Here is a 15,329-nt window from a genome sequence, read left to right as displayed (position 1 = left end):
GCTGGACTGCGAGAACGGCCGCCTGCATCTGGATATCAGCGATGAAGAGCTGCAGGCCCGCTTGGCGGACTGGCAGGACCCGAACGCCAACCTGCTCGGTGGTGGTTACCGCAAGCTGTACGTGGACCACGTGCTGCAGGCCGATGAGGGCTGTGATTTTGACTTCCTCGTCGGCTGCCGTGGCTCCGAGGTGCCGAGGCACTCGCACTGATCTTCTTTAAGGTAGCCCGGCCATTTCAGGCTGGGTTATCTTCTGAATGCCTTGATTTCTCTGGCCTAGACCCCATCTCTTGAGTCTGGCTAAAGGGTGTCCCGTACATGACTCGATATAGGAATATGAGGCAAGTCATAGGCTTTTGGATGCAATTTACCCCTTGCTTCGCTAGCATTAGCCGACTTCTTTTTCTTCGCCGTGTCAGGTATCGATGAGTTATCAGGTTCTCGCTCGCAAATGGCGTCCGCGCTCTTTCCGTGAAATGGTCGGACAGACCCATGTGCTTAAAGCCCTGATCAATGCCCTGGATAACCAGCGCCTTCATCACGCTTATCTCTTTACCGGCACGCGTGGGGTGGGTAAAACCACCATTGCGCGTATTCTGGCGAAGTGCCTGAATTGCGAGACCGGCATCAGCTCGACCCCCTGCGGGGAGTGTTCGGTCTGCCGGGAAATCGATGAAGGTCGTTTCGTCGATCTGATCGAAGTGGATGCTGCCAGCCGCACTAAGGTAGAGGATACCCGGGAGCTACTGGATAACGTGCAGTACGCCCCTACGCGTGGTCGTTACAAGGTTTACCTCATCGACGAAGTCCACATGCTCTCGACCCATAGTTTCAACGCACTGTTGAAAACATTGGAAGAGCCGCCGCCTCACGTTAAATTCCTGCTGGCAACGACCGATCCGCAAAAGCTCCCCGTTACCATTCTGTCGCGCTGCCTGCAGTTTTCGCTGAAGAACATGCCGCCTGAGCGTGTGGTTGAGCACCTGACCCACGTGTTGACCGCTGAGCAGATTCCTTTCGAACAGGATGCTCTATGGTTGCTGGGGCGTGCTGCCGATGGCTCGATGCGCGATGCGATGAGCCTGACCGATCAGGCGATTGCCTTTGGCGAAGGGCATGTTCTGGCTGCCGATGTACGCGCCATGCTGGGTACGTTGGATCAAGGGCAGGTATATGGTGTATTGCAAGCCCTGCTGGAAGGCGATGCTCGCGCACTGCTCGAGGCCGTACGTCATCTTGCCGAGCAAGGTCCTGATTGGGCAGGTGTGCTGGGCGAGATGCTGAATGTTTTGCACCGTGTAGCGATTGCCCAGGCGTTGCCTGAGGCTGTGGATAACGGTCAGGGTGATCGTGAGCAGGTTTTGGCCTTGGCTCAGGCGCTACCCGCCGAAGATGTGCAATATTATTACCAGATGGGGTTGATTGGGCGTCGAGATCTGCCGTTGGCGCCTGATCCTCGTGGCGGCTTTGAAATGGTGTTGCTGAGGATGCTGGCCTTCCGACCGGCTGAGGGCGGCGGCAGTACACCCAAGGCTGCGTTAAAGACGTTGGGAGCCAGTCAGGCCACGACTGACTCCAAGCCAGAACCGGTGGCCGCTCCGTCTGCATCATCCACGCCGGCTCAGTTGCCTGTTGCGCCAGTCGCTCGCCCAGCGCCCGTGGCGAAACCCAGTCCCGCTCCGGTTAAGTCCGAGCCTCGGCCGGAACCGGTAACGGCTTCTGCATCGCCTGTTGCGAAAGAGCCAGAGGCCTCTCAGACAAGCGAGCCTGTCGATCTACCCTGGGATGAACCTACAACGGCCATCAAAACGCCGGTAGAGCCAACCCATGTGGTTCCGATGGCAACCGAAACGTCGGAGGCCACTGTCATTGAGCGGATCGTTGATGAGCAGGACAATGAAGGCTTGGCAGACGACGAGCCACCGCCTGCCGATGATTATTACAATGCCGAGTCCGATTACGGCTATCTGGACGAGCTGACCGAAGGCGTACTGGCCGAGGCGCCGTCGACGGCCCCAGAGCCCGTACCGGCAGCCAAACCTGCAACCGGACTTGCCGCCGAGTGGATCGAATTGCTACCTAAGCTAGGCTTAGGAGGCATGACTGCAAGCATTGCGGCAAACTGTACGCTGGTGTCGGTTGAAAATGATGCATGGCACCTTCATCTGGATCCAAATCAGAGCGCATTATTCAACACGAACCAGCATCGCCGTTTGAATGATGCCTTGAATCAATACCAGGGGCGTACGATCAAGCTGGATATAACACTCCAGACGCCCGAGCAGGAGACGCCAGCACAGGCTGCCGCTCGCAAACGTGCGGAGCGTCAGCGGGAAGCTGAGGCGTCCATACAGAATGATCCGCTGATCCAGCAAATGATGGAACAGTTCGCGGCTGTAGTCCGTGCGGACACTATCGAGCCGGTTAATTCCAAGGACTGACCGGGTTCTCAAACCAGACGAGGTAAACAGACATGTTAAAAGGTGGCATGGCCGGCCTGATGAAGCAGGCTCAGCAAATGCAGGAAAAAATGCAGAAGATGCAGGAAGAGCTGGCAAATGCCGAAGTGACCGGTCAGTCCGGCGCCGGGCTGGTCAGCGTCGTCATGACAGGTCGCCACGATGTCAAGCGTGTATCGCTGGATGACAGCCTGATGCAGGAAGACAAGGAAATTCTGGAAGACCTCATCGCGGCTGCGGTGAATGATGCCGTTCGCAAGATCGAGCAGAACAGCCAGGAAAAGATGTCTGGTATGACTGCGGGCATGCAGCTGCCGCCTGGATTCAAGATGCCTTTCTAAGCATTTAAAGGCTTATGGTCACGCCGCTGGCCGTTCTGGCTGGCGGCGATCCAGGCACGTTAACAGACGATAGCCTGTCTATACTTTTATCTATCTCCACTCGAGATTTCTTCATGAGTTTTAGTCCTCTCATTCGACAGTTGATCGACGCGCTACGCATTTTGCCTGGGGTGGGCCAGAAATCAGCCCAGCGTATGGCCATGCAGATGCTTGAGCGTGACCGGAGCGGGGGCCTGCGCTTGTCGAGTGCCTTGCAGGCAGCCATGGAGGGAGTAGGGCATTGCAAGCATTGTCGTACCCTGACGGAAAACGAACTGTGCCCTCAGTGCGCTGATCCGGATCGGGATGACCAGCTGCTTTGCGTGGTTGAGTCGCCGATGGACGTCTTTGCCGTTGACCAGACGGGCTTTCGTGGGCGTTATTTCGTGCTGAAAGGGCACCTGTCTCCTCTGGATGGTCTCGGCCCGGAGGCGATCGGCATTCCAGAGCTGATGGAGCGTATCGAGCAAGGTGCCTTCCAGGAAGTCATTATTGCAACCAACCCGACAGTGGAAGGCGAGGCAACGTCCCATTACATTGCGCAGCTATTGAAACCGCGCGGTTTAACTATTTCCCGGATTGCCCATGGTGTCCCCCTGGGTGGTGAACTTGATCTGGTAGACAACGGCACCCTTACGCATGCCTTTGCAGGCCGTAAGCCGATCACGCTTTGATCGGCGGTACGCAAATTGGCGTAAAAAAGCATAGACCTATTCTTGAGAAGCATTATCATTAGCGATATCTCAATGCCATCTCGATAGGTTCTGACATGTGCGCGGCTGAAGTGTCATCACCCAACGCCTTGCATGACTGGTATAGCGAACATCATGGCTGGCTGCACGGTTGGCTGAGCAAACGGTTGGGATGCTCGTTCAATGCAGCCGATCTGGCCCAGGATACATTCCTTCGCCTGTTAGCCAAAGGACGCGATCTTCCGTCCGTTCGAGAGCCGCGCGCTTACTTATCGACCATCGCCCATTCATTACTCGTCAATCACTGGCGGCGTCAGGATATCGAACGGACCTATCTCGAGGCGCTGGCTGATCGTTCCGAGTATTACGCGCCATCTCCAGAAGCGCGTGAAATCATTATTGAAAGTCTCGTTCAAATCGACGCCATGCTGGACCGTCTACCTGAAAAGGTGCGCTCAGCCTTCCTGATGTCTCAACTGGAAGGGCAGACGTATGCAGCCATTGGTGAGGTGCTAGGGGTGTCCGAGCGAATGGTCAAAAAGTACATGGCCCAAGCCATGCTGCACTGCCTGACCCTTGAGGTGGAATAGACCATGCAGGCCGCCCAGCAGATGTCCGAGACAGAGTGCGACTTTGCGGTGCTTGAGCAGGCGGCCGAATGGTTTGCCGTGCTCAGTGCTGATGATGTCAGCGATCAGGTGCGTGTGCAGTGGCAGCTCTGGCTGGCAGAAAATCCGCAACATGCCCAGGCGTGGCAGCGTGTCGAGCTAATCAGTCGTCATTTTCAGCGCATACCCTCCGAGCAACGCCATGGCGCTACACAAGCGCTACAGAAAAAAGGGCAAACGCGGCGTCAGACATTAAAACTGATGACCGTACTTTGCAGTACCGGTGTTCTGGCCTGGACTACCTCTTCACAGTTGTCCTGGAGACAATGGTATGCCAGCTACCGAACACGTGTGGGAGAGATCAAGGATTTTCAGCTTGCTGATGGCTCGCATCTCTGGCTGAACACCGATACGGCAATGGATGTCTCGAACGAACCGGACCGCTTGCATCTGGCACTCTACAAGGGTGAGGCCATGCTGTCTCGAGGCAAGGATGCTCACTATCCGCTGACGCTTGATACAACATTCGGTGCGTTACTGGCCAAAGAAGCCCAGTTCAGTGTTTTTGATCGAGGAGGCTTTGGCGAGTTGGCAGTTTTCAACGGCAGTGTGCAGGTTGCTCCTGTGGCGTCGGCGTCCGTCACAGTAAAGGCAGGACAACAGGTGCGCTTTAGCACTGACGAGGTTTCTACTGCTCGGGTGAGTGAGCAACGCCGTCAGGCTTGGATCAAAGGGATGATTCTGGCCGATGATATGCGGTTGAGCGATTTTGTTGATGAGTTATCGCGTTATCGCTCCGGGTATCTGGCCTGTGATCCGGATGTAGCGAATCTGTGTCTGGTCGGTGCATACCCGCTGAAAGATACGGAGCGGGTGCTGACAGCCTTGGAGCAAAGCCTGCCCATTCGCATCAATCGCCCGCTGCCTTGGTGGACGTCTATTTCAGCGCGTCTCTCCTGAATCTTAATAAAAAATATTATCATTAGCGGTTCCCTTTTCTTGATTTCGACTGGCTTTAGTCTCAAACAGGCTGAAAGCCATCACTGTTGAACACAAAAAAGGGATGAGTAATGGATTCGCGTCGTTCGTATCAGGCTTTTTTCAAGCGGAGCCCTCTGCGTCAGGCTGTGCATGCTGCTGCACTTGCTATACCGATGAGCCTCGCCCTTGTGCCGCTTGCAGGTAATGCCGCTGAAACGGCTGCCACGGCCCAGGCAGTACGCAGTTACGATATACCAGCTGGCCCGCTGTCGACGGCATTGAGTCGTTTTGCTGGCGAAGCGAATGTCATGCTATCTGCCGATGGCGCATTGACGGAGGGTAAGCAGAGCTCAGGCCTCAAGGGGCAGTACAGTGTTGAAGAAGGTTTTGCAGCGCTGCTAAAAGGAAGCGGCTTGCAGATCGTCAACACCGGTAGCGGCAGCTATTCGCTGGCGGCTGGAGCGGCAAGCGTTGGCAGTGATGTTTCCGAGCTTTCTGCGACTACCGTTACCGATTTTGCACTAGGTAATGCGCTTGGAACCATGGAAGGCTATAACGCCACCCATAGCCAGATTGCGACCAAGACAAGTAAGTCGATCCTGGAGACCTCTCAGTCGGTATCCGTGGTAACGCGCGACCAGATTGATGATCAGGGCTCGCAAACAGTTTCCCAGGCGTTGCGTTATACCCCAGGTGTCATGACCAACCCATATGGTGCAACTCACCGGTATGACTATGTTGCCATGCGTGGTTTCAATGACGGCTCGGTAGATAACATCTATCTTGATGGTCTCAAGACCATGGGAGATAGCGGTACCTATAGCAGCATGCAGGTAGATCCGTATTTCCTTGAGCGCATTGATATCCTGAAAGGCCCGTCTTCGGTGCTCTACGGACGGAGTAATCCTGGCGGCCTAGTAGCGCTTACCAGCAAGAAGCCACTATATGAGCCCTATCATGAAATCCAGGCCACGGTGGGTACCCAGGGCCAGCGGGGTATGGGGTTCGATTTTAGTGGGCCGGTCAACGAAGACCAGACGATTGCCTATCGGCTGGTAGGTCTGGCGGACAAGTCCGATACGCAGTTTGATCACAACGAGGAGAAGCGCTACGCGATTGCGCCCACTGTAGCCATCGACTTTGATGAAAATACAACGCTAACCCTGCAGGCGTATATGCAGCATGACCCCGAAGGCGGTTACCACGGCGGTCTCCCGGCAGACGGCACACTCTATCGCCACAATGGACAATACATCTCAAAGCATTTCTTTGAGGGCGACTCCGATTTCGACAAGTTCGAACGTACCCAGCAGATGGTGGGTTATCAGTTTGAGCATCGTTTCAATGATGTCTGGTCGGCACGGCAGAATTTTAGGTATCTAGATTCTAAGGTCGATATGCGACAAGCCTATTCTAGTACTACAGGCGTTCAAGGAGATTTAGGTTGGCTTCCGGGAACCGATCAGCTTAAGCGTGCAACTACAGAAGGACACGAGCGCCTACATGCCTTAATCATTGACAATATGCTACAGGCCGAATTTGATACTGGCGCTGCACGTCATACAGTCTTAACTGGGCTGGACTATCAGCGTCGAAAGGCAAAAGTAGACTATTCAGGCGGCTCCGCATCCTCAATTAATGCATTTGATCCGGTTTATGGTAATCCAGATGTAGTCGAACAGTGGCAAACTAGCCAGCTTCGACGCATGGAGCAGACCGGTTTATATATTCAGGATTTGATTGATCTGAATAAATGGCGTTTTTCTCTGGGCCTGCGTAAGGATTGGGTAGAAACATCGGTTCAAGATGAGTTGAATAACGGGGGAAAGAACAAGGCTAACGACAGTAAAGTTACGCCTCGTGTTGGTGCGCTATATCTATTTGATAATGGCGTTGCCCCTTATATAAGCTACTCTGAGTCTTTTAATCCGAACTCCTTCAGTGATCAGGCTGGTAATCCTCTTAAGCCTACCGAGGGCAAGCAGTGGGAGGCTGGCATAAAATATCAGCCGCCAGGTACGGATAATATCTTTACAGCATCCCTGTTCCATATCACACAAGAAAATTTGGCCACAAAGCAGGCGCAAGAGAATTTTTACCGACCCGTAGGAAAAATTCGTTCGCAAGGCTTGGAGCTAGAAGCTCATGTCCAGATTACCGATAACTTTCGGGTGCTAGGCAGCTATACATTTGCAGACGTCGAATATATAAAGTCCACGCCGACAACTTTGACAGATGCAAACTATAATCAACTTCCCATCGATAACAAAGGAAATACCCCTACGGGCGCCCCTCGCCATATGGCTTCGCTCTGGGGTGACTACACCTTTAGCGAAGGTATCGTTTCTGGACTCAGTTTTGGCGGTGGCGCACGTTTTGTAGGGAAAAGTTGGGCGGATGCTGAGAATACACAACGCGTACCTTCCTACGCCCTTTTTGATGCTTCGCTAAATTATGATCTTAGCAACATAGGGCTCAAGGGCGTCGATGTTCGTGTCAATGCCAACAATTTAACTGACAAGAAGTATGTCTCTGCATGCGGGAGCCTGTCGTATTGCTATTACGGCGAAGAGCGTAACGTCACCGCCACGGTCAGTTACAAGTTCTAACGATCAAAAGCGATAAAGCTTTTCAAGCAAAACGGGCGGCTTCAGGGCCGCCCGTTTTGTTTCAACCTTCCAGCTGGCCGCCCGCCAGGGCGCAGAGCTGAATCGAGTCGAGGATATGCACTTCCTTGCCTTCGGCTTCGATGATGCCGCTCTGCTGGAAGCGCGTGAACACACGAGAAACTGTCTCCACTGCAAGGCCCAGATAGTTACCGATCTCATTACGGGACATGGACAGGCGGAACTGCTGGGCGGAGAAGCCACGGGCGCGGAAACGTGCAGACAGATTCACAAGAAACGTCGCGATACGCTCGTCTGCGCTTTTTTTGGACAAGAGCAGCATCATCTGCTGATCATCCCGAATTTCGCGGCTCATCACACGCATCAGCTGGCGACGCAGCTGGGGAAGCTGATCGGCCAGCTCATCAAGATGCTCGAAGGGGATCTCGCATACCGATGTGGTTTCCAGCGCCTGTGCAGAAACCGGATGCAGCTCCGTATCCATACCGGACAAGCCAACCAGCTCGCTGGGTAGGTGAAAGCCGGTAATCTGCTCTTCACCGTTATCGGTCACGCTAAAGGTTTTAAGCGCGCCTGAGCGGACGGCAAAGACGGAGCCAAAACTGTCACCCTGTCGGAACAGATAGTCGCCTTTCTTGAGTGGACGGCCGCGCTTGACGATCCGATCAAGCTCATCCAGATCCTCAAGGTTCAACGACAATGGCAAGCATAAGGGTGCCAGGCTGCAATCTTTACAGTGGGCTTGCGGCGAGGTGACACGCATTTTCAAAGTCTCGGACATGGCTTTCGATTTATTCCATTAGTAAGCCAAGGGTATTACTGCACGCATGATGATGAAAGCTGTTAGTGAATTTATTAGATGACCCGTGAAAACCGTTGTGTGTTCTGTTGGGGCAAATAACGATCAAACAACATACAAACTGATCGCACGAGTAACCTCCCGGCCGGCAAGATATCAATGCCTTTTTCATCCAGGCGAATAAGCTCATCAGTCGCCATACGCTCAAGGTCAGGCATGACATCGGCAAAATAATCCCTGAAATCAATTCCCAGTGCTCGGCCTGTTTCAGCAAAGTCGAGCTGGAAGTGACAAATTAGCTGCTGGATTACCGCGCGACGAATCAAGTCGTCCCGTTCACAGTGCAAACCCCGGCGTACAGCAAGTTGACCGTTATCCAGACTAGTCTGGTATTCGGAAATATCCACTGTGTTTTGAGAGTAAAGCTCATTTATCTGGCTAATGGCCGATACCCCCAGCCCAATCAGGTCACAATGGCCATGGGTCGTATAGCCCTGAAAGTTACGCTGCAGCGAACCATCTTCCTGAGCAATGGCCAATTCGTCGTCGGGCAGGGCGAAGTGATCCATCCCGATGTAACGATAACCGGCAGCCATTAGCTGCTCAGTTGTCCTTTGGAGCATCTCCAGCTTTTGTGCGGGGCTTGGCAGCTCAGCGGCCTCAATCCGCCGCTGTGGTGGAAAACGGGTGGGGAGGTGTGCGTAATTGAATACAGACAAGCGATGCGGTTGCAGATCAATTACTGCCTCGACGGTTTTGGCAAAGCTTTCCGGCGTTTGCCGGGGAAGACCATAAATCAGGTCGATATTGATTGAGCGATAACTGAGCGTACGAGCCGCATCGATGATGGCCCGCGTTTCGTTGAGGCTTTGCAGGCGATTCACAGCCAACTGCACATTCGTATCGATGTCTTGGACACCGAGGCTAACCCGATTGAAACCCAGCTCACGCAACAGGCCCATCGTGGCCCAGTCCGCTTCGCGTGGATCGATCTCGATCGAATAATCCCCAGAGTCATCATCCAGCAGGCTGAAGCGCTGACGCAGCTCGGACATCAGCTGCCGTAGCTGTTCAGGGTTGAGAAAGGTCGGCGTGCCGCCGCCAAAATGCAATTGCTCTACCTTCTGGTCTGCGCCTACATGACGACTGATCAGCTGAATTTCCCTTGTCAGGCTGGCCAGATAAGGCACGCTGCGGCTGCGGTCCTTGGTAATGACTTTATTACAGGCGCAGTAGTAGCAAATATGTGCGCAGAAGGGCACATGGACATACAGCGACAGCGGCCGCTTGGCAGTGCGGCTATCCCTTAGTGCATGCATCAGATCGAACGCGCCTATCTGATCATGAAACTGCACTGCAGTTGGATAAGAGGTATAGCGAGGCCCTGCCATGTCGTAGCGCTGGATTAAATCTGGTTTCCAATCGATGGCGTCGAGCATGACCATACTCCCGTAAAACTATGAAGCAGAGTCTAGAAGCAAGTAGGTAGTGGCATCTTGACCTGCATCAATAGCGACAACGTGAAGGCTAGAGAGGCGATAAAAGGTACGATGGATTCTGTTGAGCTAATTTTGCATGTAATACCAGCCCATAAAGAGTGTTATCAGATTCGTTAGGAGGATTCGTGCAAGACAACCACGTCAATCAGAAGGAAGTTTCGCTTCTTTGGAGCAGGTGTGATCAAAAAATTGCCACGCTTGTTCTGGCGCATGGAGCAGGGGCTCCCATGGACAGTCCGTTCATGGATCAAATGACCGAGGCGCTGGTAGCCCAGCGTATCGAAGTAGTACGATTTGAATTTCCTTATATGGCTGAGCGACGAATCTCAGGAAAGAAAAGGCCTCCTTCTCCTAAGGCGCAGTTGCTTGCTACCTGGAGGCAGGTCATTGATCTGGTCAGGCAAACAACCCCAGGACCGCTTGCCATTGGCGGCAAATCAATGGGAGGCCGAATGGCCAGCCTGGTCGCTGATGAGGAGCGGGTCAGCGCATTGGTGTGCCTGGGGTATCCATTCTATGCGGCAGGCCGCCCGGAAAAGCCGCGGGTCGACCATCTCGTTGATTTGCAAACGCCTACGTTGATCATCCAGGGCGAGCGTGATGCTCTGGGAGATCGGGAGACGGTTGAGCATTACACACTGTCTGACCAGGTCCGAATCGAGTGGGTACCGACAGCCAACCATGACCTTAAGCCACTCAAACGCTCAGGCTTGAGTCATTCACAAAGCATTGAGAAGAGTGCGTTATCGATAGTGCGCTTTTTGGCCGCCCATCGGGCATAAAAAAGCCCGCACTGCGGCAGGCTTTTTTATGGGAGCGCTTACATTAGGCTGCGCAATACATAGTGCAGAATGCCACCCGCCTTGAAGTATTCCACTTCGTTGAGGGTATCGATTCGGCTGAGAAGCTCTACCATTTCCATGCTGCCATCTTCACGAGTGATTTCCATGGTCAGTGGCATGCGTGGCCGCAGTTCGACGCCATCCAGTCCGAAAATGCTGATTTTCTCCTTACCGGTTAGACCTAGCGACTTGCGATCCACTCCGTTCTGGAACTGAAGCGGAAGGACGCCCATGCCTACTAGGTTGGAGCGGTGGATACGCTCGAAGCTTTCGGTAATCACTGCCTTGACACCGAGCAGGTTGGTTCCCTTGGCTGCCCAGTCACGGGATGAGCCTGTGCCATATTCCTTGCCTGCAATAATGACCAGTGGAGTGCTATCTATCTGATACCGCATGGCAGCGTCATAGATGGCCATTTTCTCGCCGGTTGGAACATGCAGCGTATTGCCACCTTCCTCACCACCCAGCATTTCGTTACGGATACGAATGTTGGCAAAAGTGCCGCGCATCATGACTTCATGGTTGCCACGGCGGGAGCCGTACGAGTTGAAGTCCTCATAGGCAACACCATGTTCGGTAAGGTAGCGGCCCGCCGGGCTATCCTTTTTGATGTTACCGGCCGGTGAGATATGGTCTGTTGTGACTGAATCGCCCAGTAAGGCGAGAATTCGCGCATCATGAATGTCTGATACACGAGGCGGGTTGCCGCCAATGTTCTCGAAGAAGGGGGGATTCTGGATATAGGTCGAATCGTTTCTCCAGGTATAAGTTTTGGAAGCTGGAACCTGAATAGCCTTCCAGTTCTCATCGCCCTCGAAGACCGCTGCGTATTCCTTGCGGAACATCGCCGAGTTGACTTTCTCGATGGCGTCAGCCACTTCCTGTTGGGTGGGCCAGATATCCTTCAGATATACCGGCTGGCCGTTCTTGTCTGTACCCAAAGGATCTTTAGACAGATCAACCTTGACGCTGCCTGCTAAGGCATAAGCGACTACCAGTGGTGGTGAAGCCAGCCAGTTCGTTTTGACAAAGGGATGTACGCGGCCTTCGAAGTTGCGGTTGCCCGAGAGCACTGATGCCACGGTCAGATCGCCTTCCTGAATCGCTTTTTCAATCGGTTCGAGCAGCGGCCCGGAATTGCCGATGCATGTGGTGCAACCGTATCCCACAAGGTTAAAGCCCAACTTGTCTAGCGAGGTCATAAGGCCAGCAGCCTTATAGTATTCGGTTACGACCTTGGAGCCAGGCGCCAATGAACTCTTGACCCAGGGTTTGCGCTCCAGCCCTTTTTCAACGGCTTTTTTCGCCAGTAGACCGGCAGCCATCATGACGCTGGGGTTGGAGGTGTTGGTACAGGAGGTAATGGCGGCAATTACAACTGCGCCGTTTTGTAAGCGGTATTTCTGGCCATCAAGCTCATACTCAATGCCGTCCGCCTTGGGTTCGCCTTTAACCGAGTCGTCCAGCCCACCGGGTGTAACGGGATGTCCATTACCCTTAGGCGCAGTAGGCTTGAGTTGCAGATTCATGAATTGATCGAATGCTTCGCTGACCTTGGATAGCGAAACACGATCCTGCGGACGCTTGGGGCCTGCCAAGCTGGATTCGACATCGCCCAAGTCCAGATGCAGGGTGTCGGTGAAGCTTGGTTCGTCACCGGCCTCACGCCACATCCCCTGAGCTTTGGCGTAGGCCTCAACCAGCTTGACTGTTTCTTCGGGGCGGCCCGAGAAGCGCAGGAAGTCCACAGTGACCTGGTCAACCGGGAAGAAGCCGCAAGTGGCGCCGTATTCCGGAGCCATGTTGCCGATGGTAGCGCGGTCCGCCAGTGGCAAATCAGCCAATCCGTCTCCATAGAACTCAACGAACTTACCCACTACGCCTTTCTTGCGCAGCATCTGGGTTACGGTCAACACCAGGTCAGTAGCGGTAATGCCTTCGCGCAGCTTGCCTGTCAGCTTGAAGCCGATGACCTCAGGTATGAGCATGGATACCGGCTGGCCCAGCATGGCGGCCTCAGCTTCGATGCCGCCTACGCCCCAGCCTAGTACACCCAGGCCGTTGATCATGGTCGTATGCGAGTCGGTACCTACCAGAGTATCCGGGAAAGCGTAAGTCTCACCGTTTTCTTCGCGAGTCCAAACTGTACGGCCCAGGTATTCAAGATTTACCTGGTGACAGATGCCGGTGCCCGGTGGCACTACGCTGAAGTTGTCGAAAGCTTGTTGACCCCAGCGCAAGAATTCGTAACGTTCACCGTTGCGCTGCATTTCAATGGCTACGTTTTCCTCATAGGCATGTTCGGAGGCGTAACGGTCGACCATCACCGAGTGGTCAATCACCAGATCGACAGGGGAGAGGGGATTGATTTTTTCAGGATCGCCTCCTGCCTTGGCCATGGCATCACGCATGGCTGCCAAGTCCACAACTGCGGGTACCCCGGTAAAGTCCTGCATCAGAACGCGCGCCGGACGGTATTGAATCTCGCGATCGGAGGTGCGTTCCTTGAGCCAGTCAACCAGTGCCTGCAGGTCTTCACGGTAAACGGTTTTATTGTCTTCCCAGCGCAGCAGATTCTCGAGCAGGACCTTTAGCGATACAGGCAAGCGCGAAATATCACCCAGGCTCTTGGCGGCTTCGGGAAGGCTATAGTAGTGATACGTACGGCCATCGACCTCTAGGGTACGACGACATTTCAGACTATCCAGTGCAGGCATGACGATGAATCTCCTCTCGGCTTGGGACGGCACGACGGTTCGGCCTTGTGCAAGACGACGTGACCTTCGCTAATCCCGGCTCAGGCCCACTCCGAGGAAATACCGAAAAGCCTGCCAACACTGCCTCTCGGTACGAAGATTTTGAGCCGAGCATCAATGGGGCCTGATCGGTATCAACAGCGGCGGACATCCGGCGCCAGCCTGTCGACCAAGCGTCGTCTTGCGCTTGTTCTCCAATACTGGACCGATTGACGGCTTTTACGTTCCCTGTTCCGCTCAATCCGCCTGGCTCGGGTATAGTGCGCGGCTTATTGCAAGGCGCATTACAGGGCTGGAGTTTTGATGAATACGTTGTTGTTACATTGCCGACCTGGTTTTGAAGGCGAGGTGTGTGCCGAGCTTAGCGATCTGGCTGCACAGCTGGAAATTTCAGGCTACGCGCGGGGCAAGCCAGCCAGCGCCTTTGCCGAGTTCATTTGCAGTGAGGCAGAGGGTGCGGATCGCCTCATGAAGCGCCTGCGCTTTGCCGACCTGATCTTTCCACGCCAATGGGCGCGAGGCACAGGCTTTGTCACGTTACCTGAGCAGGACCGTGTAGGGGCCATCCTGCAGGAGCTACAGAGCTATCCGGTCTGCGGGAGCCTGTGGTTCGAGGTGTTGGATACCAACGACGGCAAAGCGCTGTCGACATTCTGCAAGAAATTCGAAAAGCCCCTGAGGGCCGCACTGACCAAGGCGGGCCGTCTGAAGGAAGACCCTGCCTTGCCACGGTTGCAATTGACCTTTCGAACAGGAACGGATGTGTTCATTGGCGTGGCCGAGCCGCGTAACGCTGCGTTCTGGCCGATGGGTATACCCCGACTCAAGTTTCCCCGTGAAGCGCCCAGCCGCTCTACGCTTAAACTGGAAGAGGCCTGGCATCAGTTTATTCCTCGTGCGCAGTGGGATGAGCGCCTTGCCTCGGGTATGCACGCTGTAGACCTGGGGGCAGCACCTGGAGGCTGGACATGGCAACTGGTCAACCGGGATATGCTCGTGACCGCCGTGGATAACGGGCCGATGGCAGAGTCCCTGATGGAGTCAGGCCTTATTGAGCACCTGCAGGTCGATGGCTATGCCTTTCGTCCACGTAAGGAAGTCGACTGGATGGTATGCGATATCGTTGAGAAGCCGGCTCGTACGGCCGCGCTCATGGAAAGTTGGATCGGCGAGCGCTGGTGCAGGGAAGCAGTCGTAAATCTGAAGCTGCCAATGAAGCAGCGCTATGCTGAAGTCAGGCGCATTCTGGATCGATTGAGAAGCTATTTCGATAGCAAAGGAATGTCGGTTGCGATCGCCTGCAAACAGCTCTACCACGATCGCGAAGAGGTCACCTGTCACCTCCGTCGCTTGAAATAACCAAAGCAGAACATTTACGGTTCGAAACGTACTGATGCAGCTAGTGCCTATATCAAAGGCGCAGTTGCTACCGAATGGAGAAAAGCATGACTCTTTCCGTTGACGCGACACTTGACGCCAGCGGGCTGAATTGCCCTGAACCTGTCATGATGCTGCACAACAAGGTGCGAGACCTGGCAGGTGGTAGCCTGCTCAAGGTCATTGCAACTGATCCCTCTACGCAGCGGGACATCCCCAAATTCTGCATGTTTCTAGGACATGAGCTGGTGCAGAAGGAGGAAGAGGGCGGCAAGTACCTTTATTGGATACGCAAGAAAGTCGAATAAC

12 protein-coding genes and 1 pseudogene are annotated in these 15,329 nt (G+C 54.2%); 10 read left to right on the top strand and 3 right to left on the bottom strand.

Going from position 1 to position 15,329, the window contains the following annotated elements:
• From B3729_RS01730 to B3729_RS01700, 7 genes and pseudogenes are all read left to right on the top strand, one after another.
• Positions 1–211: pseudogene (locus B3729_RS01730) on the top strand (dihydroxy-acid dehydratase); the annotation flags it as partial.
• Between the two features lie 214 nt (positions 212–425).
• Positions 426–2,441, top strand: a complete 2,016-nt coding sequence (gene dnaX, locus B3729_RS01725) for a DNA polymerase III subunit gamma/tau (RefSeq protein WP_286786893.1) — start codon at positions 426–428, stop codon at positions 2,439–2,441.
• Between the two features lie 32 nt (positions 2,442–2,473).
• Entirely contained in the window at positions 2,474–2,800 is a 327-nt protein-coding gene (locus B3729_RS01720; RefSeq protein WP_010794802.1) for a YbaB/EbfC family nucleoid-associated protein, read from the top strand.
• A 113-nt stretch (positions 2,801–2,913) separates the two neighbouring features.
• Positions 2,914–3,513 (top strand): recombination mediator RecR, encoded by a 600-nt coding sequence (gene recR, locus B3729_RS01715; protein ID WP_026003868.1) that lies wholly within the window; start codon positions 2,914–2,916, stop codon positions 3,511–3,513.
• Between the two features lie 95 nt (positions 3,514–3,608).
• Positions 3,609–4,121, top strand: coding sequence for a sigma-70 family RNA polymerase sigma factor (locus tag B3729_RS01710; protein ID WP_019365234.1), 513 nt, complete (start codon positions 3,609–3,611; stop codon positions 4,119–4,121).
• A gap of 3 nt (positions 4,122–4,124) precedes the next feature.
• The gene (locus tag B3729_RS01705; protein WP_286786892.1) at positions 4,125–5,099 is read left to right on the top strand and encodes a FecR domain-containing protein; all 975 of its coding nucleotides are present in this window, start codon (positions 4,125–4,127) and stop codon (positions 5,097–5,099) included.
• 110 nt (positions 5,100–5,209) lie between these two features.
• The gene (locus tag B3729_RS01700; protein WP_286786891.1) at positions 5,210–7,729 is read left to right on the top strand and encodes a TonB-dependent siderophore receptor; all 2,520 of its coding nucleotides are present in this window, start codon (positions 5,210–5,212) and stop codon (positions 7,727–7,729) included.
• 61 nt (positions 7,730–7,790) lie between these two features.
• Here B3729_RS01700 and fnr read toward each other — a convergent pair whose 3' ends face one another.
• Both fnr and hemN read right to left on the bottom strand, forming a co-directional pair.
• Positions 7,791–8,528 carry a fumarate/nitrate reduction transcriptional regulator Fnr gene (fnr, locus tag B3729_RS01695; protein ID WP_026003866.1) on the bottom strand — a complete coding sequence of 246 codons (738 nt, stop codon included), beginning with the start codon at positions 8,526–8,528 and terminating at the stop codon, positions 7,791–7,793.
• A 74-nt stretch (positions 8,529–8,602) separates the two neighbouring features.
• Positions 8,603–9,985 (bottom strand): oxygen-independent coproporphyrinogen III oxidase, encoded by a 1,383-nt coding sequence (hemN, locus tag B3729_RS01690; RefSeq protein WP_286786890.1) that lies wholly within the window; start codon positions 9,983–9,985, stop codon positions 8,603–8,605.
• A gap of 185 nt (positions 9,986–10,170) precedes the next feature.
• Here hemN and B3729_RS01685 point away from each other — a divergent pair, with 185 nt between their 5' ends.
• On the top strand, positions 10,171–10,827 hold the full coding sequence (locus B3729_RS01685; RefSeq protein WP_286786889.1) for an alpha/beta fold hydrolase: 657 nt from the start codon (positions 10,171–10,173) through the stop codon (positions 10,825–10,827).
• Between the two features lie 38 nt (positions 10,828–10,865).
• Here the strand turns inward: B3729_RS01685 and acnA are convergent, their stop codons facing one another.
• Positions 10,866–13,604, bottom strand: a complete 2,739-nt coding sequence (gene acnA, locus B3729_RS01680) for an aconitate hydratase AcnA (protein ID WP_286786888.1) — start codon at positions 13,602–13,604, stop codon at positions 10,866–10,868.
• Positions 13,605–13,946: 342 nt separating this feature from the next.
• Between acnA and rlmM the strand changes: the two genes are divergently transcribed.
• Both rlmM and tusA read left to right on the top strand, forming a co-directional pair.
• Positions 13,947–15,002: a 23S rRNA (cytidine(2498)-2'-O)-methyltransferase RlmM gene (gene rlmM / locus B3729_RS01675; protein ID WP_286786887.1), complete on the top strand. Its 1,056-nt coding sequence runs from the start codon at positions 13,947–13,949 to the stop codon at positions 15,000–15,002.
• 86 nt (positions 15,003–15,088) lie between these two features.
• Positions 15,089–15,328: a sulfurtransferase TusA gene (gene tusA / locus B3729_RS01670; RefSeq protein WP_286786886.1), complete on the top strand. Its 240-nt coding sequence runs from the start codon at positions 15,089–15,091 to the stop codon at positions 15,326–15,328.
• Position 15,329: the final 1 nt, after the last annotated feature.

This window comes from Pseudomonas sp. UBA3149 (assembly GCF_002364655.1).
Lineage (GTDB): Bacteria > Pseudomonadota > Gammaproteobacteria > Pseudomonadales > Pseudomonadaceae > Chryseomonas > Chryseomonas luteola.
Note: the sequence above shows the minus strand (reverse complement) of the source record. Positions and strands in the feature narration are given on the sequence as shown.